Source organism: Paenibacillus ihuae, from assembly GCF_001368795.1.
In the GTDB taxonomy this organism is placed as follows: domain Bacteria; phylum Bacillota; class Bacilli; order Paenibacillales; family Paenibacillaceae; genus Paenibacillus_AQ; species Paenibacillus_AQ ihuae.
Map to the genome: position 1 here is coordinate 2,514,553 of NZ_LN831198.1, position 25,037 is coordinate 2,539,589.

At 48.7% G+C, this 25,037-nt stretch carries 17 protein-coding genes, 1 pseudogene and 1 riboswitch; of the genes and pseudogenes, 15 read left to right on the forward strand and 3 right to left on the reverse strand.

The genetic code is table 11. The features are described from left to right. The 5 genes and pseudogenes from AQR02_RS11330 to AQR02_RS11350 form a co-directional block, all read left to right on the forward strand. The coding region (locus AQR02_RS11330) for an alpha-glucuronidase family glycosyl hydrolase (protein WP_082451961.1) at positions 1 to 1,901 on the forward strand (1,901 nt) is incomplete at its 5' end. 170 nt (positions 1,902 to 2,071) lie between these two features. Beyond that, a complete protein-coding gene (locus AQR02_RS11335) occupies positions 2,072 to 3,034 on the forward strand; it encodes a carbohydrate ABC transporter permease (protein WP_054940651.1) in 963 nt (320 codons plus the stop codon). Next, positions 3,031 to 3,877, forward strand: a pseudogene (locus AQR02_RS11340) (carbohydrate ABC transporter permease). Before AQR02_RS11335 ends, AQR02_RS11340 begins: the two are co-directional and overlap by 4 nt. A gap of 100 nt (positions 3,878 to 3,977) precedes the next feature. Then, a complete protein-coding gene (locus tag AQR02_RS11345; protein WP_054942077.1) occupies positions 3,978 to 5,714 on the forward strand; it encodes a sensor histidine kinase in 1,737 nt (578 codons plus the stop codon). A gap of 100 nt (positions 5,715 to 5,814) precedes the next feature. Further along, positions 5,815 to 7,434: a response regulator transcription factor gene (locus AQR02_RS11350; protein ID WP_054940652.1), complete on the forward strand. Its 1,620-nt coding sequence runs from the start codon at positions 5,815 to 5,817 to the stop codon at positions 7,432 to 7,434. A gap of 59 nt (positions 7,435 to 7,493) precedes the next feature. On the opposite strand, the gene AQR02_RS11355 is transcribed toward AQR02_RS11350, so the two are convergent. Beyond that, on the reverse strand, positions 7,494 to 8,240 hold the full coding sequence (locus tag AQR02_RS11355) for an AraC family transcriptional regulator (protein WP_082451802.1): 747 nt from the start codon (positions 8,238 to 8,240) through the stop codon (positions 7,494 to 7,496). 368 nt (positions 8,241 to 8,608) lie between these two features. Beyond that, positions 8,609 to 9,631, reverse strand: coding sequence for an APC family permease (locus AQR02_RS11360; protein ID WP_245237341.1), 1,023 nt, complete (start codon positions 9,629 to 9,631; stop codon positions 8,609 to 8,611). Positions 9,632 to 9,867: 236 nt separating this feature from the next. Continuing rightward, positions 9,868 to 9,976, forward strand: a riboswitch (guanidine-I (ykkC/yxkD leader). A gap of 73 nt (positions 9,977 to 10,049) precedes the next feature. Here AQR02_RS11360 and AQR02_RS11365 point away from each other — a divergent pair. From AQR02_RS11365 to atzF, 4 genes are read left to right on the forward strand one after another with little or no spacing between them, the layout of a single operon-like run. Continuing rightward, on the forward strand, positions 10,050 to 10,769 hold the full coding sequence (locus AQR02_RS11365; protein WP_054940653.1) for an urea amidolyase associated protein UAAP1: 720 nt from the start codon (positions 10,050 to 10,052) through the stop codon (positions 10,767 to 10,769). Continuing rightward, entirely contained in the window at positions 10,766 to 11,440 is a 675-nt protein-coding gene (locus tag AQR02_RS11370) for an urea amidolyase associated protein UAAP2 (RefSeq protein ID WP_054940654.1), read from the forward strand. Before AQR02_RS11365 ends, AQR02_RS11370 begins: the two co-directional genes overlap by 4 nt. Next, entirely contained in the window at positions 11,433 to 15,074 is a 3,642-nt protein-coding gene (uca, locus tag AQR02_RS11375) for an urea carboxylase (protein WP_054940655.1), read from the forward strand. Before AQR02_RS11370 ends, uca begins: the two co-directional genes overlap by 8 nt. Continuing rightward, positions 15,071 to 16,816 carry an allophanate hydrolase gene (atzF, locus tag AQR02_RS11380; RefSeq protein ID WP_054940656.1) on the forward strand — a complete coding sequence of 582 codons (1,746 nt, stop codon included), beginning with the start codon at positions 15,071 to 15,073 and terminating at the stop codon, positions 16,814 to 16,816. Before uca ends, atzF begins: the two co-directional genes overlap by 4 nt. A gap of 220 nt (positions 16,817 to 17,036) precedes the next feature. On the opposite strand, the gene AQR02_RS11385 is transcribed toward atzF, so the two are convergent. Beyond that, positions 17,037 to 17,525 (reverse strand): nucleoside deaminase, encoded by a 489-nt coding sequence (locus AQR02_RS11385; protein WP_054942078.1) that lies wholly within the window; start codon positions 17,523 to 17,525, stop codon positions 17,037 to 17,039. Positions 17,526 to 17,872: 347 nt separating this feature from the next. Between AQR02_RS11385 and AQR02_RS11390 the strand changes: the two genes are divergently transcribed. From AQR02_RS11390 to AQR02_RS11415, 6 genes are all read left to right on the forward strand, one after another. Beyond that, positions 17,873 to 19,141, forward strand: a complete 1,269-nt coding sequence (locus AQR02_RS11390) for an amidohydrolase family protein (protein WP_245237343.1) — start codon at positions 17,873 to 17,875, stop codon at positions 19,139 to 19,141. A 38-nt stretch (positions 19,142 to 19,179) separates the two neighbouring features. Beyond that, a complete protein-coding gene (locus AQR02_RS11395; protein ID WP_054940657.1) occupies positions 19,180 to 20,310 on the forward strand; it encodes an amidohydrolase family protein in 1,131 nt (376 codons plus the stop codon). Next, positions 20,310 to 21,077 (forward strand): ABC transporter ATP-binding protein, encoded by a 768-nt coding sequence (locus AQR02_RS11400; protein ID WP_108721998.1) that lies wholly within the window; start codon positions 20,310 to 20,312, stop codon positions 21,075 to 21,077. Before AQR02_RS11395 ends, AQR02_RS11400 begins: the two co-directional genes overlap by 1 nt. A 30-nt stretch (positions 21,078 to 21,107) precedes the next feature. Continuing rightward, positions 21,108 to 21,980: an ABC transporter permease gene (locus AQR02_RS11405; RefSeq protein ID WP_054940658.1), complete on the forward strand. Its 873-nt coding sequence runs from the start codon at positions 21,108 to 21,110 to the stop codon at positions 21,978 to 21,980. 58 nt (positions 21,981 to 22,038) lie between these two features. After that, positions 22,039 to 23,037: an ABC transporter substrate-binding protein gene (locus AQR02_RS11410; RefSeq protein WP_054940659.1), complete on the forward strand. Its 999-nt coding sequence runs from the start codon at positions 22,039 to 22,041 to the stop codon at positions 23,035 to 23,037. 68 nt (positions 23,038 to 23,105) lie between these two features. Next, positions 23,106 to 24,713: a PucR family transcriptional regulator gene (locus AQR02_RS11415; RefSeq protein ID WP_054940660.1), complete on the forward strand. Its 1,608-nt coding sequence runs from the start codon at positions 23,106 to 23,108 to the stop codon at positions 24,711 to 24,713. The last annotated feature ends 324 nt before the right edge of the window (positions 24,714 to 25,037 follow it).

Here is a 25,037-nt window from a genome sequence, read left to right on the forward strand (position 1 = left end):
GAATTACAGGAAGAGAGATTTTGGTCTCGGAGACAATGGCGGCGTCCCCAAGCATCATTATTGGAACCTTCGGTGCAGGCTCTATGGTTGACGGATTCTTCAGCACGAAGGTAAGCTCTGCTGTTAAAGCGGAGGGTTATGCCATTCAAACCGACAGCCAGACCGGCAGTATTGTTATCGGGGCACTTACCCCTGCAGGTGTATTATATGGCGTGTTCCATTTGCTACGGGTTATGGGGACTGGGGGTTCTGTCCGGCAGTTGAATATTCTGGAGAATCCGGCCAATCAGCTGCGCATGATCAACCAGTGGGATAATATGGACGGGAGTGTGGAGCGGGGGTATGCCGGGCAATCCGTCTTTTATGAGAATAACCAGGTCACAGGCAGTATTGAACGGATTCAGGATTACGCCCGTCTGCTGGCTTCCACCGGCATCAATGCCATAACGATCAATAATGTGAACGTCCACCAGATCGAAAGCCGGCTCCTCACAGACTTTCTGCCGGATGTGACGAGGTTGGCAGGCATTTTCCGCAGCTATGCCATCAAGCTGTTTCTGAGTATTAATTACGCCAGCACAATGGAAATCGGAGGTCTTGAGACGGCAGATCCCCTGGATTCGGATGTCCGGGAGTGGTGGCGAAGGGCAGCATCTGCTGTATATGAAGCTATCCCTGATTTCGGGGGATTCCTAGTCAAAGCCGATTCGGAGAACAGGCCAGGGCCGTTCACCTACGGCAGAGATCATGCAGACGGGGCCAATATGCTGGCTGAAGCGCTACAGCCGTATGGCGGCATTGTTATCTGGCGCTGCTTCGTTTACAACTGCAAGCAGGACTGGCGTGACCGTGCAACCGACCGTGCAAGGGCAGCCTATGATCATTTTCAGCCCTTGGACGGGCGCTTTATGGACAATGTCATTCTGCAAATAAAGAATGGGCCGATTGACTTTCAGGTAAGAGAGCCTGTCTCGCCGCTGCTGGGGGCTATGCCGCAGACGAATCAGGTCATTGAATTCCAGATTGCCCAGGAGTATACCGGACAGCAGCGCCATGTGTGCTATCTGGTGCCTCAGTGGAAGGAAATCCTTAACTTTGATACACAGCTTCATGGAGAGGGAACGACTGTCCGGCGCATTGTGGATGGTTCCGTTCACGGCAATCCTTACAGCGGCTGTGCAGCCGTCTCAAACATAGGTAATAACAGCAACTGGACGGGCCACCTGCTTGCACAGGCTAATTTTTACGGTTACGGACGTTTATCCTGGAACCCTGGGTTGTCTGCCGATGAAATTGCCGGGGAATGGATTAACCTGACTTTTGGCTTTGCTACAGACCAAGAGCCGTTTCAGATTCTGTTAAGAATCCTCATGGAATCCTGGGAGATCTATGAATCGTACACAGCCCCGCTGGGCGTCGGGTATATGGTGAATCCAGACCATCATTACGGGCCTAATGTGGACGGATATGAGTACTCCATGTGGGGCACTTATCATTTTGCAGACTGCCACGGGATTGGTGTTGACCGGACAACAGCTACAGGTACGGGGTATACATCCCAATATGCGCAGGCCAATATGGAAAGGTATGAATCCCTTGACAGCTGTCCGGATGACCTGCTGCTGTTCTTTCATCATGTTCCATATACGCATGTGCTGCATTCGGGTAAGACCGTGATCCAGCATATTTATGACACGCATTTTGAAGGCACAGAGCGGGCAAACGGGCTGCTGTCTGACTGGAAGCTTTTGAAGGGACAAGTGGATGAACAGGCGTACAGTCATGTAGAAGCGCGTCTTAGGGAACAGGCGGCCCACAGTAATGAGTGGCGGGACCGGATTAACACGTACTTCCTCCGGAAAAGCGGTATACCCGACCAGCACGGGAGAACAATCTATTAATGTATTGCGGGAAAGAGGCGGAGCAATCCGCTTCTTTTTTATAGAGGGGAGAGAGGGAGATGGTTCGTTTATCGTTATATTTTGAAAGAATTCGAGCATTCCCCTCCTTTAGCAGGATATAGGCGGCCTATATACTTAAGGTATAAATTAACCACAAGAGGTGACCACAGATGAACCGTTCCACAGCCGTCATAGCCAATACTGCTGCGAAGCCGAAAAAGAGATCCTATTTCAAAAGCAGATGGAACGCTCCGTTAGCAGGCTATTTGTTTATTTCTCCCTGGCTGATCGGGTTTCTAGCGCTTACGGCGTACCCGTTATTTCTATCCCTGTACTATTCCTTTACCGACTACACCTTGATGCAGCCGATGAAGTGGATCGGAACCCGCAACTATGAGCGGATCTTTACAGCAGACCCCAGATTCGTTCAATCTGCCAAAGTAACCTTCACTTATGTGCTCGCTTCCGTGCCATTAAAGCTGATCGCTGCGCTTTTTGTAGCAATGATCCTGAGCAAGGCGGTTAAAGGGATCAGCATCTACCGCACTGCCATTTATTTCCCTTCACTGATCGGGGGCAGTATCGGGGTTTCGCTGCTCTGGCGCAACATCTTTGGGGTTGACGGGGTTTTCAACAAACTGATCGCAGTCTTCGGCTTTGAAGGAAAGGGCTGGATCACAAGCCCCGATACGGCACTTGGCACGCTGATTCTGCTGACGGTCTGGCAATTCGGCTCAACGATGGTTATTTTTCTGGCAGGCCTGAAGCAAATTCCGAATGATCTGTATGAAGCCTCTTCCGTAGACGGAGCCAATAAAGTGACCCAATTCTTCAGAATTACGCTGCCGATGCTCTCACCGATCCTCTACTTCAACCTGATTATGGCTGTTATCGGCGCCTTCCAGATGTTCACTTCCGCATTTGTTATTACGAACGGCGGCCCGATGAATTCTACGTATGTGTATGCAATGTATTTGTATGAAAGAGCGTTCAGCCGTTACGAGCTGGGGTATGCTTCGGCGCTAGCCTGGATTATGCTCTTGGCCATTATCGCCGCTACGCTGCTGATCTCTTATACTTCGAAGTATTGGGTATTCTATGAAACAGACACTGGAGGGAGAAAACGTAAATGACCACATTAAAGGTAAAGCCGGCGCTTCGTCATCTGTTCATGATTCTCTTCAGCTTTGTGATGGTCTATCCGGTGCTCTGGTGGATCGGCGCATCGCTGAAGCATACTACAGAGTTAAACTCGCCGTCCATTTTTCCGTCTGTTCCGCAGTGGAGCAACTTCAGTGATGGCTGGAATTCGGTTCCCGGACATACGTTCACCGATTTCTATCTGAATACCTTCGGCCTTGAGCTGGCTGTCATTGTCGTAACACTGTTATCCACTACACTGGTTGCCTTCGGGTTTGCAAGACTGGATTTTCCGCTCAAAAACTTCTGGTTCTCCATCCTGATGCTAACCTTGATGATGCCCGGACAGGTGCTGATCATTCCCCAGTATGCGCTGTTTTATCAGCTTGGCTGGGTCAATACGTATCTCCCATTCATTATCCCCCCATCTGCTCGCAGGCGGGGCAGGCGGCAGCTTCCTCGTCTTCCTGCTGATCCAGTTTATACGCGGTGTGCCCAGAGAGCTTGACGAATCTGCCAAAATTGACGGCTGCTCCTGGTTCGGCATCTTCTGGAGAGTGGTGATGCCGCTTGCTTTTCCGGCAATCGTAACCGTGACGATCTTCTGCTTCCTGTGGAACTGGGATGACTTCCTGGGTCATCTCCTGTATATCAACACGGTAGACAAGTATACGGTCGGTCTGGCGCTCCGGATGATTAATGATTCCCAGTCCGCCGAGGAATGGGGACAGCTGCTTGCCATGTCTCTTGTATCGATCCTTCCGGCAACCATCGTGTTCATGTTCCTTCAGAAGTATTTCGTGGAAGGGATTGCAACTACGGGAATTAAAGGATAAGATGTAAAAAACATTGGTCTGTTAACGGTAAAGCCTCGAATCTCTTTCGCTGCTTTACCGTTTATTTTGTGTGAACCGGAGCCGGAGGGAAGTGGAGCAACTGACTAATCCTTTTAAAAAATACAGAATTGACCGGCTGTTTTTTCATAGCTTTGCCATCGTGCTGATTGCTGTAATCGGTGTGACCGCATGGACTAGCTACAGTAATTCTTCCAAGGCGCTTGTAAAGACGACATCCCATTACCAGCAGCAGCTGCTGGATGAGTTGAATAATGAAATTACAACCAAGCTGGTGATGATTGAGCAGATTTCCCTGTCCAGCACCCGTGACAGTGAATTGACCAATTTTCTTCTGAACAGGCAGGATGAATTTGAGAGGTACCGGAGGCGAGCAGGTGTTGAAGGCGCACTCGCGAATTTGACCTATGCGATTCCGCTAATCCAGGGCATAGACCTCTATATGGATAACCCCATCTTCAGCGAACGGCAAAATTATATTCAATTCCGCAGTCTGAAAGATCTGAACAAGCAGGAGGGAATCAGGTGCCTGGAGAAAAGCGACTTCTGCTGGTCCAAAGAATATAATCTATCTACTTCGCAGGGGGATGTTCCTGTACTCAGCTTTTTCAGAAAAATAGTGTATGAGAATGACTATCTTGGCGTCTTGATGATCCACATCAAAGCGGGCGAAATACGGAAGATCTTAACAGGGAATTCCGATGGAACCAACCGGATCATGGCAGACAGCGAAGGCCGGCAGATTATGAAGATCGGCGATACGATGGTCCAGGACGACTGGCCGCAGTGGATCGATCTGAGGAGTAATAGCTCAGGGTATGTGCATATTCCAGCAAAAGACGGATCACGTGATACGCTGCTTGTCTATTCCAGAATGGACAATTCGATCTGGACGCTTATCGAATTCACTTCCTGGAAGCAGATTACGGCAAGCAGTCTGAAGCTGGCGGAATGGATTGGTCTGATCGGAATCGGTGCAGTGCTTCTGGTCGTGCTGCTGACCCATTTTTTGAGCAGGCAGTTTACTAAACCGATCAAAAAGCTTGTAAATGCGATGCGTGTATATTCCGTAGGCGGCGATAATGTGGAACTCCCCACGGACTATGAGAATGAGTTCGGGTATTTATTCTCCGGCTACCGTAAGCAGAATGAGCGGATTGAAGAGCTGTATCTCTCGCTGGAGCGCCGTTACGAGCAGCAGCGCAAAGCTGAAATTGAAGCGCTTCAGGCCAATATCAACCCGCATTTCCTGTATAACATGCTGGATCAGCTTAACTGGATGGCGATTGAGGCCGGCCAGGATGAGTTAAGCCGGATTCTGGAGCTGATGGGACGGATGTTCCGGATCGGATTGTCCAACGGGAACAGCTTCATCACCATTGCTGATGAACTTCTGCATATTAATTGTTATCTCGAAATCCAGCAGCTGCGCTGGGGGGAAGGCCTTGACTACAGCATCAAGGCTTCCTCAGACCTTCAGTCCTTATATATTCCCAAGCTTACGCTGCAGCCGTTCGTTGAGAATTCGATCGTCCATGGATTTAATAAACAGCGGAGCGGCTATGTCTCTATCGTGATGGAGATGAGCGGTGATAAGCTGCAAATTATAATTGAGGATAACGGGTCTGGACTGAAGCAGCCTGAAGACAGGCCGCATAACCGGCATACAGGAGGCTATGGCATCCGCAATGTGCGAGAGCGGATTGACGGATATTTCGGAGCAGGCTATGGCATTGTCCTGGAGGACCGTGAAGAAGGCGGAACAAGAGTGCTGATTACGCTGCCGCTGCTGACAGAGCCTCCAGCCGTTAAGGATTGATTCACTGGCAAACTGGTATAGGGCCAGAGGCTGTGCTGATTTGTCGTAAGCGCTTCCTTTGGAGGCGTGCTTTCGCTAAAGGAGTTAAGGAGGAACGGCAATGTGGAAAATCGCAATCATTGATGATGAGCGGCAGGTTCTGAAGGGAATGAAAAGTGCCATACCGTGGGATGAGCTTGGAGCCGAATGGGCTGGAGAGGCTATGAACGGAGAGGACGGGCTGGAGGTTATCCGCCGAACCCTGCCCGACATAGTAATCACTGATTTGTATATGCCGGTCATGAGCGGTCTGGATATGATGGAGCAGCTTCGTAAGGAAGGCTTCCAGGGCAAAATCATTATCCTGAGCGGCTATTCCGATTTCGAACATGCCAGGCAGGCCCTGCGCTTTCAGGTGACCGACTATGTATCCAAGCCCATCAGCCTGCCGACCTTGAAATCCATTCTGGGCAAGGTCATACAGGAGCTTGAGGCTGAGGAGGAGAAGCGCATCCGCCAGTGGGAGCTTGAATCCAAAATGACGCTGTATGAGCCTTTTGTAGAAAAGGAGTGGGTCCGCTCAGCTGCTGTGGGTACGCTCGACTCTGCTTACAGGGACAGTATGCCTCTTCCGCCGACCTACCAGTACTGGCGGGAACGCAGGCATGTCACCATCGGAATCGACCTGATCCGGGATGAACGGGCCAAGTGTCTATCCGTCTCGGACTGGAATCTGTTCCGCTTTGCAGTCAGCAATATCGTATGTGAAGTGGCCCGCAGGCTGTTTCCGGATCTGGAATACACGGAGCTGCACAGTACCAGGGCATTACTGATTATCCATCCGGAAGCAGAGCTGCAGGAAAAGCTGGAATACAGGCTTGATGAGCTTGGCATCCGGCTGACCGACAGTATAGGCAGCTATCTCAAGCTTGTTACCCGCATAGGAATCGGTGGAGTAAAGGATTGCTGGACAAGGCTCTCCGACTCGACGGAGGAGGCGTTCCGGGCTATGGACCAGACTGCGCTGCGGTCTGCTTCGGGTCATGAGGTGTACAGATACAGGGAGAGCAGCAGCAGCGGGCCGGTAAAGGTTGCCCTCTTTCCTGTGAAGTTTTCTTATAAGCTGGCAGCAGCAATGAAGGCTTCACAGGAAACAGAAGCCCATGACCTTGTGCTGGACTATATAACAGAAATGAAGAAACAAGAGGGGATTTCCCAGGGATATGTACAAATGCTGGGGAGCGAGCTGTGGGGGATTATAGCCTACTCGCTTTATGAATCCGGATTCGTTCTGGACGATCTGTTCACCAATGACCAGATCGCCAACGAGATCAGCGGACTTATTGTTCCGGATCAGCTGGCCAGCTGGCTCATGGACAAAATCAGCAAAATCTGCAGCAGCAGACAATGGAAGGGAAGCAGCAAGCACCGGCAGGTTGTCGATTTCATGACCAGCTACATTCACGAGCATTATGCGGATGAGCTCACCCTCGCCGAGCTCTCGGATAAAGTATTCATTTCGCGGAATCATCTCTCTATCATTTTCAAGAATATTACCGGAGAGACGTTCAACAACTATCTGACCCGGGTACGCATCGAGAAAGCGCGGGAGCTCTTAATGGAGCGGAACATGCTGGTGTACGAAGTGGCTGAACGGGTCGGTTACAGAAACATTCCCTATTTCAGCACACTGTTCAAAAAGATTACCGGCATGAACCCGACTGAACTGATTAAAAATTAACTCTGCATAATTGCCTGACCGAATAAATACGTAAAATCCAAGCCTATAACGCAAGTCTTCTACTCTGGAGGACTTGCGTTTTTTTTGGTGTATCTGCCGGGTGATATTCCAGTGGTCTTGGTAAAGCTGCGGATGAAGTTCGCATAATCACTGAAACCGGATTGATAGCAGGCTTCAGTAATGCTTAGCCCTTCCCCCAGTAAGGATTTTGCAAGTGCGATGCGGCGGTCCAGGATATAGGAACGGAGGGTTAGTCCGGTATGCTTTTTGAACTGGCGGCTGATATACGTGCTGTTTAAATGAAACAGGCTAGCAAGCTGTTCCAGGGTGATGTCCTCCGCGAGATGTCCTTCAATAAAATCCATTGTTTGGCGTACCAGAGCAGGCATAATATCTGCCGGGATAAAGCTGGCCTGCTGAAAAACAGTATTGGTCAGCACCAGGAGCTCAGCGATGCAGCAATTGGCCTGAATATCTGTTCCATACGCATCAGAGGAAAGGGCCTGTTCCAGAAAGCGGGTAAGCTGCAGAAATTGCTCCAGCTGATCTTCCGTTAAATGAACGATGTTTCCTTTTCCGACCGGCCGGTAGTGGAAGCATGCGGATAAATGTGTGGCCGGAGTAGAGAGGCGATGCAGATAGGATTTCTGAAGGTTGATCGTAATGCGCTCATATTCAGTTTCATCCAGGCTGAAGGAACGGTGCATTTCTTCCGGGCTGATGACAATCAAATCACCAGGCTGCAGGCGGTAACAGCTGTTTTCAATATAGAAATTGACATTGCCGCGAAGAAACTGGGGGTATATTTTAAAACAAAGGAAAAATGCTTTAAGTCTTCATTGTAATAGAGATTTAATTAGATCCTTAGGTTAAATCTCAGTTATAACATGGGATGAGTTCTTGCCTGGGGCGTACAAGAACCTTCGAATCCCATAAAAAACAAGCCCTGCAGCTAACCAGCCAACTCCGAGAATCAACGAAGCGGAATCCAGCAAAGCAATTAGATACAATACAAATCCTGCTCCGAATAATGGGCAGATGAGTCGGAAAATGATATCTCGGAGCGAGCGCTGTTTCTGGCGTAAGATGTAATGAGCAATAACTGACAGATTGACAAACATGAACGCGGTCAGAGCCCCGAAGCTGACAAACTTAATAGCGGTCTCCAAACTAATTAAGATCGCGATAATGAAACGATGCTCATAAGTACAATATTAAAGACCGGAGTGCGGTACTTGGGATGGAGAGATGCGAATTTCTTAGGCAGTAGCGAGGTTCGCCCCATAACGAACAAGAGTCGAGTGACGGTGGTCATGGAGGAGAGTCCTTGAGATAGGATGGAGAAAATAATGACAAAGGTGAATATCCCAGCCAGTACATTTCCCCCGATACTTTGCATCAGTTCATATCCAGCAGAATCCACATTGTTGTAAGAGAAGCCGGGGACGATCAGTTGAATCAAGTAAGCCGTTAGGAAATACATGACCCCCGCGGAGAGGACGATTAAAAGAATCGCACGGGGAATCGTCTTCTTCGGCTCCTTTGTCTCCTCGGCCATCGTCGTAATCGAATCAAATCCGAGGAACGAAAAGCATACGAGGGAAGCTCCGGCCAAAATGGCCGAGAACGATACTCCCTCATGTGCAGCCAAGGGATTAAGGTCTGTCGTGACGCCGCCCTCTAGTGCTTTGTAGACAAGCAAAGCACAAAAGCCGGCTATAAAAATGATTTGCATTAAAACGAAGAGCTTACTGATATTTGCGAGCGGTTTAATCCCTATCACATTAATAACCATGACAATTAATGTGATGAATAAGATCCAAACAGAAGAGGGAATTGTGGGGAATTGCGCGTTTAAATTGACGCCAAACATGAGGACGGACACAATGCATGAGAACAAGTAATCGAGTAAAATCGCCCAGCCGACCAAAAAACCGAGGAAGGGATTCATCGCTTTGGACACATACGTGTAGGCTGATCCTGATACCGGAAACGCACGGGCCATCTGGCCGTAGCTCGCTGCCGTGAACAAGATGGCGATAAATGCAAGTGCGTAAGCCGCAAGGAGCATGCCTCCCGAGCTCTCATGCAAAACGCCGAAGCTGGTAAAAAAAATCATAGGTGACATCCAAGCAAGTCCCATTGTAACGACGTGCGAAAGCGATAAATCTCTTTTAAGCGTAGTTGTATTTTCCATATGTTCTCCAACTCCCTCTATTTCTCGATTATGAATCAGATGTCATTACAACTGACACAAATTAGAATGAAATGACTATAACAAGTTTTTTTTATGTTGTAAATAGGAACCTACGTTCTAATTACCACAAAAACCTTACACGCACCTTAGATAAAGCGCTGAATAAACAGAATACTTCATTTTTTTGTTGCTTATCGCTCTGTTCTATGTTAGTGTTTATAACATCAAATCGAATACAAAATGTCTTCTAGGGTTCCGGGATGTTTCCACGTCCGGCTGGTCCGAGAGAAGACGCACCGGAACCTGTTAGCCCGGTGTCCACGGCGGGATAAAAGCCCGGGAGAAACTTTCAAAGCGATTGCTTTGATAGATTCTCCCGGGCTTTTTTTTTATTTTTCATTCTCAAGGAGGTATCGTCATGCTCTCATTCTCGATTAAAGCAGGGGGTAAGTGGTCCGGCCACATTGCCAAGGGAAAGTCTATTCGATTGACGGCGGAAAGTGACCGTGCAAATTTGTCAATGCTATTGTTTAACACTTGGCATCCTACGGAACGGTATAACATGCCCGATACACTCAAGGCTCAGCATACCGCATTTTTGACTGCAGGAAATGTCCTGATGAGTGATCAAGGGAAGGTGCTCGCCTCCATAATTCAGGATTCGGTGGGATGGCATGACCCTTTGGGTGGTTACTCGACAAGGCAATCCACAGATGAAAAATACGGACTTACAAGCTATCAGAATCAACGAAATGACTGGCATCGTAGTGGTGCTGAAAATTTGATTGTAGAGCTGTACCGGAACCACTTGATGCCACGCGATTTAATGCCCCCGGTTAACTTTTTCTCTAAAGTAGTTTGCGAGCTTGACGGCTCCATGCATTATGTTCAGCAACAAACCGCAAATCGGTCAGTAACACTTCGAACGGAAATGGATGTCCTGATCGTGTGTTCCAATACACCAAATCCGCTAGACCCCGGTTCAGTATATCCGGCATCGGCAATTCTCGTAGAGGTAACGGATGCGGATGTCGTCAAGGATGATGATGTATGTATAACACACTGTGCCGAGAACCGGAGAGCCTTCGAGAATACAAGGAACGCACATGCACTGATGAGAGGAGCAAATTCGCAATGACAACCTACTCGTTTGAACCTACGTTAAGCAAACTTAATCCGGACGATGCTGTTGTTGACTGTATCATTCCTGCGGGAGAAGGCTGGCTGCATGATCTGTTGCCGGGCCAAATCTTCCGGATCGTGGACCTGGAAGGTAACCAGGCAGTCGACACATTGTTCTACTCGGCGGAGGATCCCGGCGACCATTACAGCGCCGTTCGGACAATTGTGAACCAGCAGAATCCGTACCTGACGACGGGTTCCGTCTTGTTGGCGGAGTCGGGACGTGAGCTCCTAAAAATCACGTCAGATACCTGCGGCCGACACGACACTATTGGAGGGGCCTGCTCCGCTCAAAGTAATACAGTGCGGTATTCACATGATACGCTACAGATGCACAACTGCCGGGATACATTCATGCTCATGCTGTCAGGCCGTAGCGAATACACGAAGCGGGACCTCGCCCCTAACGTAAACTTTTTCATGAACGTACCAGTAACTCCAGAGGGAGAATTGAATTTCGCGGACGGCATTTCAGGTCCGGGACGCTATGTGGAGCTGACAGCTCTTGCTCCGGTCACGGTGTTGATCAGTAATTGTCCGCAGCTCAATAATCCATGCAACGCCTATAATCCGACCCCGGCGCGGGTTCTAATCTGGAATGGAAAAGGAGGAGGGGAGAATGTTTAAGAAGGTACTGATCGCTAATCGCGGAGTGATCGCAGTACGGATCATCCGTACCCTCAAGAAGATGGGGATTCCATCCGTTTCCGTCTATACAGAGGCGGATCGCGATAGCCTGCATGTGGAGCAGGCGGATGAAGCGCTGCTCATCGGGGAAGGCCCGGCGAAAACTAGTTATCTCAATGCAGAGCTTATCTTGAGCAAGGCACTTGAAGTTGGCGCCGATGCGATTCATCCGGGTTACGGTTTCCTTAGTGAGAATGTTTCTTTTGCAAAAGCCTGCAGAGACAACGGCATCACATTTATCGGTCCGGACCCGGAGAATATCGAGTTGTTCGGCTTGAAGCATACAGCCCGGGCAATTGCGGAGAAAGCGGGCGTCCCGCTGCTTCCCGGAACCGGGTTGATTAACAACTTGGAGGAAGCAGTGAATAAGGCCGGGGAGATCGGTTATCCAGTTATGCTAAAGAGCACTGTCGGCGGGGGTGGAATTGGCATGCGGATCTGTTCAAGTGAACTTGCTTTGATTGAAGCATATGATTCCGTGACCAGACTGGCAGTGGCTAACTTCAACGACGGCGGTGTTTTCCTGGAGAAGTATATTGCCCGTGCCCGGCATATCGAAGTACAAATTTTCGGAGATGGTACCGGTGATGCGGTGGCACTCGGTGAAAGGGATTGCTCAGTGCAGCGCCGAAACCAGAAAATTATTGAAGAGACACCTGCCCCGCTGCTGCCTGAGGAGACCCGACGGTCGATGCATGAAAGTGCAAGGAAGCTGGCTTTAGAAGTAAATTACCGCAGCGCAGGAACCGTAGAGTACCTCTATGATACCATCGCGGATCGTTATTATTTCCTTGAGGTAAATACCCGGTTGCAGGTGGAACACGGGGTTACCGAGGAAGTATTCGGTATTGATCTTGTGGAGTGGATGGTCCTTGAGGCAGCAGGCCAACTTGACCAGCTGCAAGGAAGGCTGCGGAAGCCGAAGGGGCACAGCCTGCAGGTACGGCTGTATGCGGAGGATTGCTACCATGCCTTCCGGCCGAGTGACGGCCGGATAGACGGTGTCCTATGGCCGAAAGGCACGCGAGTAGAGACATGGATTCAACCGGGGCTACAGGTCACAACATTGTACGATCCAATGCTGGCGAAGCTTATCGTGCACGCGGATACCCGCGATGAAGCTATCAAATTAATGATTGTCAGTCTGGATCGGCTGCGTGTTTATGGGATAACAACAAACCGGTCGTATATCGCAGCATTCCTCGGAACGGAAGATTTCTGCGAAGGACAGGTATTTACAAATATCCTTAACGGATACACACCTTCTGAACGAGCAATAGAGGTTATGGATAGCGGCGTTCAAACGACGATACAGGATTTCCCCGGTCGAACCGCCTATTGGGATGTCGGTGTTCCGCCCTCCGGCCCTATGGATACACTGGCGTTCCGGATTGGCAACCGGCTTCTCGGGAACAGTGATCAGGCTCCCGGACTTGAGATGACGCTCCGCGGTGGAAGCTATCGTTTCCGTGATGAGATCCACTTCGTCTTGGCTGGAGCGGATATGAAGGCACAGTTGGATGGCAACCCGATTCCGCCATACATGCCTGTGACGGCTTCTGTCGGATCTGTACTTACGTTAGGTGAATCTGCACTCGGCATGCGTAGCTATCTGCTCGTAGCAGGCGGCTTCGATATACCACTGACTCTCGGCAGCGCTTCAACCTTTACGCTCGGCGGCTTTGGCGGTTACGGCGGAAGTGCACTGCGCCCGGGAAACGTGCTTCATGTTAATCCCTGTGCACCAGCCCCACTCATCAGCGAAGCGCTCCCGCTCCTTGAGGTCTCACAACCGGTTATTTTCCAGGAATGGATCATCGGTGTCATTCCCGGACCACATTGCACAGAGGAATATTTGCTGCCCGCCTACATGGAGCAGCTGACTGAAACAATCTGGGAGGTCCACTTCAATAGTTCCCGCACGGGCGTAAGGCTCATCGGACCGGCTCCACTCTGGGCCCGGGAAGACGGAGGAGATGCAGGACTCCATCCATCCAACATTCACGATAATGCTTATGCGATCGGGGCACTAGATTTAACCGGCGATATGCCGATTTTGCTCGGACCCGACGGCCCAAGCCTAGGAGGATTTGTGTGCCCGGTGACAACGGCTTCAGCGGAACTGTGGAAAATTGGCCAGCTACGTCCAGGAGATAAGGTTCGGTTTAAGCTGATAACCGTAGAGGAAGCCGAGCAATTAAGGCTGGCTCAAGAATGCTTCCTGAATAAGATTGTAGAAGGGCGAAGCAGGAGAGAGGGAATTAAGGTTCCAACACTGCCTGAACAATCGAGTGGGAAATACATGCCGCTGCTTGCATACGAGGAACAGGGACGCCGCTTCAAAATTGCAATTCGCTGCTCCGGGGACGAGAATATTCTCGTGGAATATGGTGATCGCGAGCTGGATTTGTTATACAGGTTCCAGGTCTACGTCCTAATGCAAGCCGTCAAGGACAATGGCAAAATTCCTTATATTGAGATGACGCCGGGCATTCGTTCTCTGCAGATTCATCTGGATCGAACTCAGATCACGGTGAAGGAGGCAGCGGCAATTGTCCTTGATATCGACCTGGATTTGCCGTCGCTGGATACCATTGAAGTTCCGTCACGCATCGTGAAACTCCCCTTGTCTTGGGACGATCCCGCGACAAGGCTTGCCATTGAGCGTTACCAGCAGAACGTCCGGCCGGACGCTCCCTGGTGCCCGAGCAACCTGGAATTCATTCGCCGTATGAACGGACTCGAATCCATCGACGCTGTCGCCGATGTTGTGTTTAACGCTTCTTATCTCGTTATGGGATTGGGAGACGTTTATCTGGGGGCGCCTGTAGCGGTGCCGCTTGATCCGCGTCATCGTCTCGTGACGACCAAATACAACCCTGCACGTACCTGGACTCCCGAGAACGCTGTCGGGATTGGCGGTGCTTATCTCTGCGTATATGGCATGGAAGGTCCAGGCGGTTATCAATTCGTTGGCCGGACGGTCCAAATGTGGAATAAGTTCCGGGAGACGACTAATTTTGAACCTGGCAAGCCATGGCTGCTTCGCTTCTTCGATCAAATTCAATTCTACCCGGTGTCGGAGGATGAACTACTGCAAATGAGAGAGGATTTCCCGCGAGGAGCATTTACTGTTGAAGTGGAAGAGACTACTTTTAATCTAGGCGAGTATCTCACTTGGCTGGATTCATTCCAGCATGAAGCAGCGGATTTCCGTAGTTCACAGCAGTCTGCTTTCGAGCAGGAGAGAGAACTGTGGAAGATGTTAGGTATCTCAGAACACGTGGCTGAATCAGAAGTGGTGGCCGCCCTAGATGCGAATGCGCTTCCTGAAGGTAGTGCTGGTATAAACAGCCTGATGCCGGGAAGTGTATGGAAGGTGGTCGCCAAACCCGGCCAATGGGTACAGAAGGGCGATACTATTATAATAGAAGAAAGTATGAAAATGGAGTTCCCTCAGCAGGCACCGTTTGCTGGTATAATCGCGAATGTTTTCGTCTCACCGGGCGACCAGGTTCGCGCCGGCGATCTCATTGCGGCGATTTATCCGGAACAAGGAGAGGTGGTATCATGAGTATGAATTTAGTGCCATCACAACTGACAATCCGGGCACTGCATAATGGTTATCGGACCGGCAAGTTCACGGCGGTGGAGGTCATTTCTGCCATAATTGAACGCTCAAAAAGTGATGAGGACAAAGCGATCTGGATTTTGCCGCCATCACAGGAACGGATTCAGCCTTATCTGGAACGTCTACAGGAGTTGAATCCGAAGGAATTCCCATTATGGGGAATCCCCTTTGCAATAAAGGACAATATTGAGGTGGCGAACTGGCCGGTGACAGCTGCCTGTCCGGATTTCGGCTATGAGTCAAGCAGGCACGCAGCTGTGGTCGAGCGCCTCATTGCGGCGGGGGCCATCCCGATAGGGAAGACCAATATGGACCAATTTGCCACAGGGCTCGTCGGTACGAGAAGCCCTTACGGAGCGACGCACAACGCGCTCAGGCCCGATCTCATCAGCGGTGGTTCCAGTTCAGGATCAGCCGTGGCTGTTGCCCGCGGCCATGCGGCGTTCGCGCTCGGCACAGATACTGCGGGATCTGGAAGAGTGCCGGCCGCTTTGAACGGGCTTATCGGCTACAAACCTGCTGTCGGTGCCTGGCCCACTGCAGGAATTATCCCAGCCTGTCGGAGTCTTGATTGCGTTACGGTATTCGCACACACGATTGAAGATGCAGAAGCGGTCGACCGGCAAGTGCGTGGATACCTGTCGTCTGACCCTTATTCCGCCGATCGTCCACTTGGGCGTGCGGCAACCCCTGATATGTTCTTAATTCCGTCAGGTCCCCTGGAGTTCTTTGGCCCGTACGCCGCTTCTTATCAGGAAGCTTGGGAGCTTGCGAAGAAGAAGTTGCTACTCACAAACCTGAAAGTACAAGAGGCTGATATAGGTTTGCTCCATGAAGCGGCAGCGCAGCTCTATGAAGGACCGTGGGTCGCCGAGAGGTGGTCCGATTTAGAGACATTTATTGAAAAACATCCAGGCTCCACCCTTCCCGTCACTGAGAGCATCCTTCGGTCCGGCGCGAAAGCGGATTTTACGGCGGCTTCGCTGTTCCGATCACAGCACCGGATCGCCGAGATTCGAAGCTTGGTCCATGAGATGCTTAAAGGTGCTGTGCTGGTGCTACCAACGGCAGGCGGAACTTGGACTCGCGAGCAGGTTATAGCCGATCCGGTTGCAACCAACGGCAAGATGGGGCTCTATACAAATCATTGCAACCTTCTTGACCTGAGCGCTGTCTCGATTCCCGCAGGTGAAGCGGAAGATAGGCTACCATTCGGCATTACATTATTTGCGCTGCCGGAGGAGGAAATGAATCTTCGAGCGGCAGCTCGATTAATTATTAGCCAATCAGAGGACATCACGATCGCGGTTTGTGGCCTTCATATGCGTGGCATGCCGCTGGAACGACAGATGCTTGACTTCGGAGCCGAGTTTCTGGAGGAAGCAGAAACAGCTCCATTATATGAATTGTACATGCTACCGAACGTTCCATCTAAGCCTGGACTCATACGGGTGCCCCGAAATGGTGCCTCAATTGAATTAGAACTATGGAGAATGCCCGCAGCTTCCTTTGGACAATTCGTGGCGCAGATACCGGCCCCCCTTGGAATCGGCAAGATCGAGCTGACGGATGGACGGCTCATATCCGGATTTTTGTGCGAAGCGTATGCTATAGAGAAATCGTTGGATATTACAGCACACGGAGGTTGGAGAGCGGCGTTATCATCTCGTGAATCGAGACGATAACAGCAGACCTTAATTCTAGGAATTTGTACAACGTACCACGAAGGGAAAAAGCCCGTGAGACAAGCTGTTAATAACAGTTTGCCTCCCGAGCTTTTTTATCCTAACCATGTACTACGTAGATCATTGTCGAGGGTCGAAAACACTGTTCCGGCTATTTATTTAAAGGAACCAAGTTTTCACCTGGAGTAAAGGATATCCGCCGCCAAGTGATTCATATGATTTAGGACCGGTTAATTCGCTGTTGCAACTCAACATGCAACACTTTAATCTGATCAGCTAACTCAGGTACTGGACCGTCAACTGTAGCGTTGCGAATGATTTCCTGAATGGACAAATTGTAGACCGGAGTCGGGGGAACGTTCAGTTCTTCCATCCATTGAGCCAGTTGGGCAGAAGAACTCGCATATACAATGCGGCCTAAACCTACCCATGCATGAGCAGCTGCGCACATAGGACAATGTTCACCGGAAGTATACACGGTTGCCTTCGCTCGCTCCTCCGGTGTTAAATGGTTAGCCGCCCATCGAGCCAATGCGAATTCGGGATGTTGGGTATGATCACCTCCAGATACATGATTGTAATCCTCTGCCAATACGTTACCCTGTTGATCAACAAGAAGGGAACCAAAGGGCTCATCTCCATGTTCTAGAGCAGTACGTGCAAGGTCAATACAACGTTTTAGATGCTCCAAGTCCAGTTCCGAAATCATCATCCATTAACCTCCTGAATAGTTAATATCATCGTACATAAACATCTTTCATCTTCGACTTTTGTCAAACGCTCCTAAAGCGTGGCGCTATGAAAGTAACTGGTACATGCATTAAAAAAATATTAACACGCACCATTAAGCTATTCCAGCTGAAAACTCGTCAATATTTAATTATTAATGGCCTGAAAAAATCCTCCTTAACTTTTTTCATTTTACAAAACAAACCTATCATTTTGTAATGTGTTACAAAACATAACATTTTGGTTTGACCAAAGTGGAAAACAACCTCATAATTACAACCAATACATCACTTAATGTGATAAATTATAACACAAGGGGTGGAGCTTATGCTGGATTTGCTGTTGACGAGATGTTCTGTCCCCGGAAGCACTCAGATGATGGATTTGGGCGTACAATGCGGTCAAATCGCTTTTTGGAGGGAACATACCGGAACCCATCAACCGAACTCAAAGGAAATACTAGATGTTAACGGCAAACTGGTGCTTCCTGGGCTAGTGGAGCCACATATCCATCTTGATAAGGCCCTATTGCTGGATCGTTTAGCTGAAGATGCCTTTACACTGCAGGACGCGATTGCTTACACAGCTGATCTGAAGAGAACATTTACAGCGGATGATATAGGAAGACGTGCGGCCCGTGTCATACGTAAAGCGGTCGCGAACGGAGTGTCCGTGATGCGGTGCCACGTGGAGATTGATCCGGTCATTGGCCTCGTTAGTATGGAGGTGATGGCTGCAATCAAAGAACAAGTCAAGGAGGTAATTGACTTGCAAATTGTCGCTTTTCCGCAAGACGGGTTGTTTCTCGACGTTCGGACTCCAGGGTTAATGCGGAAGGCCATCGAACTTGGTGCTGACGTTGTGGGTGGAATTACTTATGCGGATCGAAATGTGAGCGGTCATCTCGACTTTGTATTCCGATTGGCCGAGGAGTATGGGCTTCCTGTCGATCTGCACGTGGATTTCTCGGACCTGGCTGATGAACGCGCTATTTTGGAAGTTGTAAAGTATACTAAAAAATTCAGTCTGTACGGGAGGGTTTCCGTAGGACATTTAACTTCATTAGGGTCTATGAATCCGGGTGATGCCGAACCGATCGCGGAAGCGATTGCGGATACGGGCATTCATGTTATGGCGCTTCCTGCAACAGATTTATACTTGAACGGAAGAGGTGACGATCACAAGGTCAGAAGAGGGCTTGCACCTGTTAAACTTCTTCTTGATAAAGGGGTAAACGTTATTTACGGAAGCAATAACATCCAAAATGCTTTTACCCCTACTGGAACAGCAGATCCTCTGGACATTGGCCTCCTGTTATTCCAAACCTGCCATATGAGCAGCAGCAGGGATTCGGAATTGATCATAGAAATGGCAACGTTTCGTGCCGCGAAGGCGTTGGGACTCACAAATTATGGTTTCCGGCCGGGATCGAGTGCAGACTTCGTCATTTGTGATGCCAGGGATTCGAGAACATTGCTTTTTGAACGGTCTGCAAGGGAACGGGTCTACAAAAAAGGCCGGCTTGTTGCTCGAACGGATGTACAACAGACGGTCTGGCTAGGTGAGGGGAGTGGGACATTATTCGCAGGTGGCTAAGTCGGGTCCAAGTTAACGGAGGCATATATTCGATTGCGTTGGAAAGCGGGAAAATATCTGTAATCCGCCCGTTCTATGAGCAGATTCCCGAAGGCGAACCTGTTTGGGATGCGGATGGTTTACTTCTCCTTCCTTCTTTCCGAGATGCTCATGTTCATCTGGATAAAGCGTTTCCTGATAATCAATGGATTTCCCGTAGTCGCACAGCTTCAATATTTGACCAGTTTCGCATGGAGAAAGAATTACTTTCTTCTATCAAGAGCAGGCAGTTGGAGCTTTCGAAACGGACTCTTGACTCGATGCTGGCCTGTGGAACTACAGAAGCACGCATTCACGTCGATATTGATCCGGAAATCGGACTCTCGCATTTCGAAAATATGCTGCTATTGCGCGAGGAGTACTCGTCCCACATGAGCATTGAACTGGTTGCATTCCCTCAACAAGGACTGCTGCGGTCTAATTCAGTTCCTTACCTCAGAGAAGCATTAATCATGGGGGCGGATGCGGTTGGTGGAGTTGACCCAGCAGGTGTAGACCGAAACGTTGAACGTTGTTTGGATAATGTGTTCCAGCTTGCAGTCGAATTCGATGCGGAAATAGATCTTCACCTTCATGACCCCGGACATTTGGGCGTTTATACGATTGAGAAAATGCTTGATTTTACAGAGATGGCCGGATGGCGGGGGAAAGTTGCCGTCAGCCATGCCTACTGCCTGGGGGAAGTTGATGCTGGCGTTGTTCATGAACTGGCCGAAAGAATGGCAGAAGAGCAAATGACTGTTATCACAAGTGTTCCCATCGATTCCGCTATGCCTCCTATCGAAATTCTCATTTCTCACGGTGTTAGTGTAGACATAGGTACCGATCATACCGGACTTGATGCTTGGACTCCATATGGCGATCCCGACTTGCTGCGGCGGGGGAGACGGCTTGCGGAAAAACTCACATGGAACGACGATAGTAGAATGGCCTTTGCGTTTGGCTTAATCTCACCAAAACGGCTTGAACTTCAGGTAGGCGCACCAGCTGATTTTGTGCTTGTTAAAGCTTTAAACCCCCAACATGCGCTTGCAATATCTCCACCTAGGGATCTCGTTTGCAAAAGAGGAGTGCCGGTATCCGGCAGTCAACTGAAGAATTCTTGGGTCTGTGAGAAGGAGGAACAATAATGATTTTGATGAAGAAATTCGAAGCTTCAGGTAACGAGGTCATTCGTGTAAATGATGTTACAAAGCAATATGACAATGGAACACTTGCTCTCCGGAATGTAAGATTGACGATTGACAAAAGAGAGTTCGTCTCGCTTGTAGGACCGTCAGGCTGCGGAAAATCAACCCTTCTACGCATTATGGCAGGACTAGATCGTCCAACTACGGGGACAGTGGAGGCCATGGGCAGCGAGACAAAAGGCATTGATAATGCGAGTTTCGTATTCCAAGATGCGAACCTGATGCCATGGCGCACCATTCTCGCAAACGTAGAGCTTCCACTCGAAATGCAGGGCACCTCAAAGCGGGAATGCCGCGAAAAAGCACAAAATGCTCTGTCAAAGGTAGGCTTGTCCGCATACTTTGGTCACTATCCCCGCCAGCTTTCTGGCGGAATGAAGATGCGCGTGTCCATCGCCCGTGCTCTCGTCTCCGAACCAAAGGTGTTGTACATGGATGAACCGTTCGGTGCACTTGACGAAATGACCCGGCAAAGGCTGCATCAGGAGTTGCTCGATATTTGGATGAATTCAGATTTAACCATCGTTTTCGTCACGCATAATGTTTTTGAGGCCGTTTATTTATCAGATCGGGTCGTAGTTATGGAAGCCCATCCTGGCCGTATTAAACAAATCATCCCCATCGATGAGCCTTTTCCCCGCAACAAAGATTTTCTATCGTCTAACTCGTTCGGGGAACGGGTTAGAAGCATAACAGACGCTTTATGAACGATAATAGGTCAGAAAGAGGTGAGGTAAATGTATGTAAAAACAGATCAAGCAGAATCGATAACAGCTGAGCATTCGAGTTCAATCCAGGAGATTACCGAAAAAATGTTAGGTAAATATAAAGCAACGTTCTACAAAACGGCTACCCCGATCGCTTTTCTGTTCATTATAATGATATTATGGCAAGCTGGCGTCAAAATATTTGACATTCCGAAATACTTGCTGCCGTCCCCGACTGATATAATCACTGCTTCCATAGATAGAAGGTCTGATTTGCTAAGCGCATTTAAGAACACATTCGTGGCAGCCTTTTTCGGATTTATCCTAAGCTTAATTATTGGGAATGCGGTGGCGATGCTTATGATGGCTTCCCGATGGATTCGCTGGAGTATTCAGCCGTATGCTGTCGTCCTACAGACAATTCCGGTCGTCGCTATTGCGCCACTAATTATCATATGGCTTGGACCAGGGTTGAATTCAATCATTTTCATTTCACTCATTGTGGCTGTCTTCCCAATCATTTCGAACACCAATCTGGGATTATCGTCAACCGATCGGAATCTTGTTCATTTGATGCAAATGTATAAGGCTTCTCCCTGGAACCGGATATGGAAGCTTCGAATTCCCAATGCAATGCCGTATATATTGGGTGGGATGAAGATTTCAAGTGGCATGGCAGTTATCGGAGCCGTAATCGGAGAATTTGTGGCCGGCATTGGTGGCGCCAAAGGCGGTCTAGGTATTGCGATCACTTCAGCTGCTGTCCAAATGCAGACCTCCTACCTGTTCTCCTGTGCCATCGCAGCCTCACTTCTCGGAGTCGCCTTCTATCTTGTGGTATCAATGGTATCCTACATCGTCCTGCGAAACTGGCATGAATCTGCGATTCAGTCAGACTCTTGATGTAAGGGATCGACGCACAACATAGAGAAAAAATTAGGACAAGATGGAGGAGAAAAGCATGAGAAGGAAAGGAAACTCGTTTATCAAGGTTGGAATCGTTGCGGTATTAGCGGGAGTGCTGGCTGGTTGTTCCGGAAATTCGTCCAGTACGTTTTCGCAATCGAACCCAATTAAAGTGACCCAGCAGATGAGTTGGTTTGCGCAACCGGAGATGGGAGGACACTTTGCCGCCGAGGCTGGTGAAATTTACAAAAAGGCTGGCTTGGAAGTTACAATTCAGCAGGGGGGTCCACAAGTATCGAATGTGCAGCTCGTCGCTTCCGGAAAAGTGGACTTCGCGATGTCACAGGCCGACGAGGTAATTTTGGCCCGGCAGGAAGGTATCCCTATAGTTGCCATTTATGCCAACCTGCAGACTAATCCGCAAACCCTAATTTACCATAAGAGTTCCGGAATCCAAAAAATCACCGATCTGAACGGCAAGAATGTTTATGTGGCGACTGGATTCCCATACTGGAAATACCTTGCATACAAATACAAATTAGATAAGGTGCAAATACAAACCTATAATGGTTCCCTTACAGGCTTCATTGCTGATAAGAATGCGGTACAACAGGGCTATGCAACCAACGAACCGTTCGTTCTGAAAGCACAGGGTATTGATGTTGATTGGTTCCTGAATGCCGACCTCGGCTATAACCCGTATGGAAATGTAGTCATTACGACGGAGAAGATGATAAAGGAACAACCGGAGGTAATCAAGGCATATCTAAAGGCGACAACCGAAGGGTGGGATTATTATTACAACCATTCTGACGAAGTGAACCAATTGATCAACACCTATAACAAGGATTATATGCTAGACCATTTAGCCTTTGCCCAGGACGTCGCCAAGGAATTCGTTTTTGGCGGGGATGCTGTAAAAAATGGGGTAGGCTATATGTCGGAGGAACGGTGGAAGACACTTGTTGACCAAATGAAAGAAGCTGGCATGGTGACCAAGGACATCCCATTGAATGAATTATATACAAACGATTATTTGCCTGCTAAGCAATAAGCTCGGAATTAGGGTCTCCTTTGGTGAGGCCCATTTCCTATTCTTGATCTGGAAAAGGGGGGGTGCTTGTGTTCTTGACTGTTGAAAATGCTATGTCTGTCTATCCTTTCTCGGAAGCTAAGCTGGTGGCGGGGCACTCAGGCATCAATCGTATGCTGAAATCCGTTAATATCATCGATGCTCCTGATTTCGACAGTTGGGCTAAGGAAGGTGACATGTTTTTTACTACGGCTTATGTTTTTAAAGACCGTATCGAAGATGCAATCCAGACGATCCGCACACTTAAGAAGCGAGGTTCAGCAGGACTTGGTATCAAGCTTGGGCGATTTTGGTCCGAGATGCCGCCTGAGCTGATTGATGAAGCGAACCGTCTAGGTTTCCCGCTTATAGAACTGCCTTATCCGTTTGCTTTTTCGGATCAGATCGACGGACTGCTCAAAGCGGAAATAACCCGAAGTACGAGCATACTTCAAACCGTTGTCGAGAAACAAAAGCGGTTGATGCAGCTTGCACTTCAGCAGAACAATAGGGGGAATCCTTTCGAGCAAATTTCCTTGGTAATTGGGTGCCCCATGGTTGTGGTTGGCGGTAGAGGGCACATTCTATACAATGATACTTCCTTATCAACGGTAGATCTGATGAAAGATTGGCCATGGGAGCCCCAAGTCTTTCGCATGTACAAAGAAGATGCCGTGCTTCTACGCATTCCACTGTCCTATCAAAACGGAATAATCGGTTTCGGACTATTCGTATTGTCACCAATGCAATTGGATAAAACGGAAGAAAATTTATTCCACCAAGCTTCTGAGATGCTTGCCTATTATTTGGGGAATATGTACCAAAACGGTGCTGACTCTTTCTTGCATCAAGAACTCGGTTTGATGATCAACCGCTATTTGCGAGCCGGAACGCCGATCGAGACTGTTGTCCAATATGCGGATAAAGCCGGAGTTTATGTATTTGACGACTTATTTGTATGTATATTATGTGCTCTCCCCAATGGTAGCGAAATGCGTGAAGAGCGAATAGATGCCATTCGCCAAGAGATGGAATTCAATCCCGCTATCAAATTAAAGAAAGGATACCACCTGTCGGTGGATGAGGGGATTTTTTCGATATTCCCGATCTTTGGAACTGGTGACGTCACGGAGATTGTATCGATGCTCCAGAATTGCTTTTTATTTCGGGATTTTGGTCAGCCTAGTTTCGCAATCAGTTCGGGAAAAGACCGTCCTGAACGTCTATTAGAAGCATATAATGAATGTAGAGAAACATTAAAATTAGGCGCTCGGCTGCAGTTGAAAGAAAAGATTTTACAGTTTGAAACGATACAACTGGCCCATTTATTTCAATTCGTACCAGACGATTCTATGCTGCAGTATTGCTTGCGTGTTCTGGGGCCGATTCTTGAATCACCGACATCTTATTCGTATGAAATGCTTTTAACTTTGGAAGCATACGTCACTAACGATGCGAATCTGGTAGAAACGGCGAAGCAGCTATTCGTCCATCGCAATACGGTAACATACCGGTTAGAGAAAATGAACGAGATTCTTGGCGTCGATTTCAAAAAAACAAACGACATGTTGAAGCTGCGGCTCGCTTTTCTGTTTTTGCAGTTGTTGAGAAAAGAAGATACTTCTGAAGGATTTTCAGGTCTTGGTTTCTTCAAATGATGTGATGAAGTCAACAAGGGTGTGAACCCAAGGCCAGTGACTGAAAGTGGATACTTTAGGGCCCGAACTTTCTTCTTTGGCAATATCCAGGCCGATTACTGGATTCATTTGATCGTATCACATCGCTTGAATGTATTAAGGCATAAGAGGTCAACCAAAGAACGAAAATGAAGAATTCCCGACAATATGCCCATATGCGTACGCCTATGTTAACTGGAGAAAGACATTTTCAAAAAATCAGAGAGAATACTCACATTAGATCAAGGATAGTGATCTAAAAAACTATGTTGATTCATACGTGAAAAAATGCAATTTCTAAAAAAG

Coding starts and splice junctions, on each gene's coding strand:
- AQR02_RS11400 (WP_108721998.1), top strand. CDS start 20,310: ATGATTTTGATGAAGAAATTCGAAGCTTCAGGTAACGAGGTCATTCGT.
- AQR02_RS11390 (WP_245237343.1), top strand. CDS start 17,873: ATGCTGGATTTGCTGTTGACGAGATGTTCTGTCCCCGGAAGCACTCAG.
- AQR02_RS11350 (WP_054940652.1), top strand. CDS start 5,815: ATGTGGAAAATCGCAATCATTGATGATGAGCGGCAGGTTCTGAAGGGA.
- AQR02_RS11370 (WP_054940654.1), top strand. CDS start 10,766: ATGACAACCTACTCGTTTGAACCTACGTTAAGCAAACTTAATCCGGAC.
- atzF (WP_054940656.1), top strand. CDS start 15,071: ATGAGTATGAATTTAGTGCCATCACAACTGACAATCCGGGCACTGCAT.
- AQR02_RS11335 (WP_054940651.1), top strand. CDS start 2,072: ATGAACCGTTCCACAGCCGTCATAGCCAATACTGCTGCGAAGCCGAAA.
- AQR02_RS11405 (WP_054940658.1), top strand. CDS start 21,108: ATGTATGTAAAAACAGATCAAGCAGAATCGATAACAGCTGAGCATTCG.
- AQR02_RS11410 (WP_054940659.1), top strand. CDS start 22,039: ATGAGAAGGAAAGGAAACTCGTTTATCAAGGTTGGAATCGTTGCGGTA.
- AQR02_RS11385 (WP_054942078.1), bottom strand. CDS start 17,525: ATGATTTCGGAACTGGACTTGGAGCATCTAAAACGTTGTATTGACCTT.
- AQR02_RS11360 (WP_245237341.1), bottom strand. CDS start 9,631: ATGGAAAATACAACTACGCTTAAAAGAGATTTATCGCTTTCGCACGTC.
- uca (WP_054940655.1), top strand. CDS start 11,433: ATGTTTAAGAAGGTACTGATCGCTAATCGCGGAGTGATCGCAGTACGG.
- AQR02_RS11365 (WP_054940653.1), top strand. CDS start 10,050: ATGCTCTCATTCTCGATTAAAGCAGGGGGTAAGTGGTCCGGCCACATT.